A 3,402-nucleotide genomic window follows, 5' to 3' on the forward strand; every position below is an offset into this window, starting at 1 on the left:
CTAATCTCTAAAGGAGGTAAAATGAAATCTCCATTCGGGGACAGAAAGATAATGATGGTTCAAGCGCAACTTTGCACTATGCCGCCCTTCTGAGACAGGTGTTTATCATGGCAAGGTATCTTCACATTTCTAATCTCGAAATTTTGAATAGGATAAACCATTGAATTTTCAATCTTATCGTCCTATTATTTATTGTAATAAGCGTTTGGAACCAAGAGAAAACCCTGCCCAATGTTTTAGGGAGAAAGTCGGGGAGATAAAATGGCATTGAAAGAAGAATTTGAGAGAGTTGGAAATTGGTTATTCAGATGGCGGAGTTACTTACCGTTATTGCTTGCCGGAATTATTTTAACTGGTATGGAAAACTTCGAATACCCAGGGAATAGTCACTATTGGGACCGGATATGGGAATTTATTTGTTTATCAATTTCTTTTTTTGGTTTGGTCATTCGCAGCTATACAATCGGCCATGCCCCAAAAGGAACATCGGAAAGAAATACTCGCAGCCAAGAAGCTGAGAGTTTGAATACTACGGGAATGTATTCCATTGTCAGACATCCTCTCTATTTGGGAAACTTCTTTTGTTGGCTTGGTATATCAATGTTTCCCCGTGTATGGCTCATAAGTGTGATCTTTATTCTTGTTTTTTGGCTATACTATGAACGGATCATGTTTGCGGAGGAGGAGTTTTTGAGGAGAAAATTCGCCGAAAAATATGAAAAATGGGCCAACCAAACCCCAGCATTTTTCCCAAGGCCGCGAAATTGGGTTCCGAATGTTCTGCCCTTTTCTTTAAGAAATGTTCTCAAGAGAGAATATTCAGGATTATTTGCGGTCATTGTTTCGTTTACATTCCTTGAAATAATTGGGGACTTCTTTGCTGAAGGAGAATTAGAATTGGACCCGATGTGGGTTGCCTTTTTTTTGGGTGGTATGATTGTTTACCTTAGCTTGAGGACTCTAAAGAAGAAGACCAGTTTCTTGAATGTCGCGGGAAGATAAAAGGTCGTTTCCCTTAAGCAATCATCGCCATTGGTTGTCATTTGACACGCTCAGTAGGCAGCTTAGCCATATCTAATCAGATTTCGTTTTCTGCTATGAAACTGGCGTTCTCGAAGAGTCAAGAAGTTTCGATTTCCAAACGATATCTGCATCAGAGCGCCCTTGGGAATGGGTTCCTTTTTTGGCAAGAAAGACGCAGTTTTGAGGTGCCAGTACCACCCACAAAATATGGTGTCTTCCCATGGTTCTGGGCCATGATTGTGTTAGAAATTTGACATCGATTTAAAAACAAGAATCCACTTGACAACATTTTCAACCTTGCTATTATTCAATTTGTTAAGTTTCCCTCGCTCAAAAATCCCAACTAACCTTTAGCCTTCTTGGGCGTATGATGAAAAGGTGGTGCGTTGAGAAGATGTTGATGTAGGACCTCCAAGAGGATCCTGCGTTTTTTTATATTTTGCTCCCGTTTCAGCAGAGAAAAAAGGAGGTGAAAAAGGATGAACAAGGCGGATTTGGTGGCTGAAGTAGCTAAAGTGGTTGGAAGCAAGAGAAAGGCGGAAGATGCCGTCTCCTGCGTATTTGGCACGATTACGAAAGGTCTGAAGAAAGGGCAAGCTTTAACTCTGGTGGGCTTTGGGACATTCAGGGTAAGCAAACGGAAAGCTCGTGTGGGCCGGAACCCTCAGACCGGCAAAGAGATCAAGATTCCGGCCAAGAAGGTTCCGAAATTCACCGCCGGTAAAAGCCTGAAAAATGCGGTCAAGTGATCTTAAGCATCTGGAGCAAATGATGAGAGAACGGGTTATCCAAAGATGGGCAACTGAACCTTCCAAGGGAATTCCACTGTCCCTTTGGGGGTGCCTTCCCAGTATACTCACGATACCCAAAAGAGAGTTCCTATCAAAGAGAAGTGTAATGATCGGTGCATCCTGAAAGGGCAGGAAGTATTTTTTACGAGATCATCAAAGGTAATCCTAAAATTTTTTCAGCAAAGGGGGTAAGAACGATGAAAACAAGATTTTTGGTAGCGTTTATGACGGTTATTTCGCTAGCAGCTTTTCTGACCGGCAGCGTTCTCGCAGCCGAGAAAATTGTCCTAAAGAAATATCCAGAAATTAAGCACGGATTTACCACGACGAACTTCCTGAAACCCCTTCCGGTTTCTTTGGAAAACAAGAAAAAGTTGGTCGACTTGGCCAGTGAGCTGGGATGTGCCTGGGTTGAGATTCGGGATCCAAGCGCATCCCTTACCCTGGACGAATGCAAGCAGCTTGCGGCCTATGCCAAATCCAAAAACATCGAGATCGGCTACGCTCTGCAGTTAGGCCTTCTGGATCCCAAGTACTGGGAGATCTTTACCCGGGGGTTGGCGAATGCGGCTGTATTCGAGGGGCCCCGGACCATCCGCACTCTGGCAGCTGGACCTGAGTTTGCAAACGACCCCAAAAAGAAAACCTGGACTCTTTCCGAATTATATAAAGCCGTTCAGGTGGCGAATAAGGCAGCGAATATGGCCCGGACGGCTGGCATTAAATATGTTGTTGAGAATGCTTTTGAAGCGCTCAAGGGAGACGGGGTTACCGGGTTTGGGCTGTCGGAGTTTTTTGCCAATGTGAACTCCAATATGTTCCTCCAGTGTGACACAGCAAACTTTTTTGCTACCTCCCGAGTTTATACAAAGCCAGAAGAAGCCAAGGCTTTTATGGAAAAATATGCCAGCCGGATGCCTTATATCCATATAAAAGCCTCTTCGAGTGAACACAAAGTGCTGCCGATCTTGGCGGAGAATGAGTTGGATTTTAATACCGTTTTTTCGATCCTGACCAAGAATAAGATTCGCTATGCGGCGATCGAACTGACCCAGCCTGACACCTTTACGGATTGTGCGAATAATTTACAGAAGAGCTTTGAATATCTGGTGAAAAATTACTAATCCCTCTAGTGGTATAAGAGACAGCAATCCCCTCCGCAAAATCCCCCCATCCTCTGCAAGAAGGGAATGGGGGGATTTGATCTATCTCCATTCCTTTTCCCGCAGGACCAGTCGCTTGAAGGTAGATATTTTAATCGCTGGGAAGCCCTGGTGTTCTGGGCACGTATGGCTCATGCATCCTTTTCCCCTTCAGCCACTGGATTATCTAACTCCGGTGGTGCCAGCCGTTATCACAGAGTGAAGACTCATAGGTGAAATGGGGAATTGGAATCAATCAGACATCGTCTGTTAGGTGAAATTCTAACTCTGATGGAGTCGTAAAAAGTCCCGTTTTCGTCATTGCGAGGAGTTCCGCCAATGCGGGACGACGAAGCAATCCCGTATTTTCAAGGACTTATAAAAACGAGATTGCTTCGCTTTCGCTCGCAATGACTCTTCTGCCGACTTTTTACGAGATCATCAAT

The 3,402-nt window shown here is 44.3% G+C and carries 3 protein-coding genes; all 3 read left to right on the top strand.

All coding sequences use genetic code 11. The features are described from left to right. The first annotated feature begins 261 nt into the window (after nucleotides 1–261). The 3 genes from Q7V48_07360 (at nucleotide 262) to Q7V48_07370 (ending at nucleotide 2,938) form a co-directional block, all read left to right on the top strand. Entirely contained in the window at nucleotides 262–1,002 is a 741-nt protein-coding gene (locus tag Q7V48_07360; protein ID MDO9210550.1) for an isoprenylcysteine carboxylmethyltransferase family protein, read from the top strand. A gap of 500 nt (nucleotides 1,003–1,502) precedes the next feature. Next, nucleotides 1,503–1,772: an HU family DNA-binding protein gene (locus tag Q7V48_07365; protein ID MDO9210551.1), complete on the top strand. Its 270-nt coding sequence runs from the start codon at nucleotides 1,503–1,505 to the stop codon at nucleotides 1,770–1,772. A 239-nt stretch (nucleotides 1,773–2,011) separates the two neighbouring features. Then, nucleotides 2,012–2,938 (top strand): TIM barrel protein, encoded by a 927-nt coding sequence (locus Q7V48_07370; GenBank protein MDO9210552.1) that lies wholly within the window; start codon nucleotides 2,012–2,014, stop codon nucleotides 2,936–2,938. Nucleotides 2,939–3,402: the final 464 nt, after the last annotated feature.

It is taken from the genome of Deltaproteobacteria bacterium, assembly GCA_030654105.1.
Lineage (GTDB): Bacteria > Desulfobacterota > SM23-61 > SM23-61 > SM23-61 > JAHJQK01.

Excerpts from the sequence above, each read along its gene's own strand:
- Q7V48_07360 (MDO9210550.1), top strand. The coding sequence starts at position 262 with ATGGCATTGAAAGAAGAATTTGAGAGAGTTGGAAATTGGTTATTCAGA.
- Q7V48_07365 (MDO9210551.1), top strand. The coding sequence starts at position 1,503 with ATGAACAAGGCGGATTTGGTGGCTGAAGTAGCTAAAGTGGTTGGAAGC.
- Q7V48_07370 (MDO9210552.1), top strand. The coding sequence starts at position 2,012 with ATGAAAACAAGATTTTTGGTAGCGTTTATGACGGTTATTTCGCTAGCA.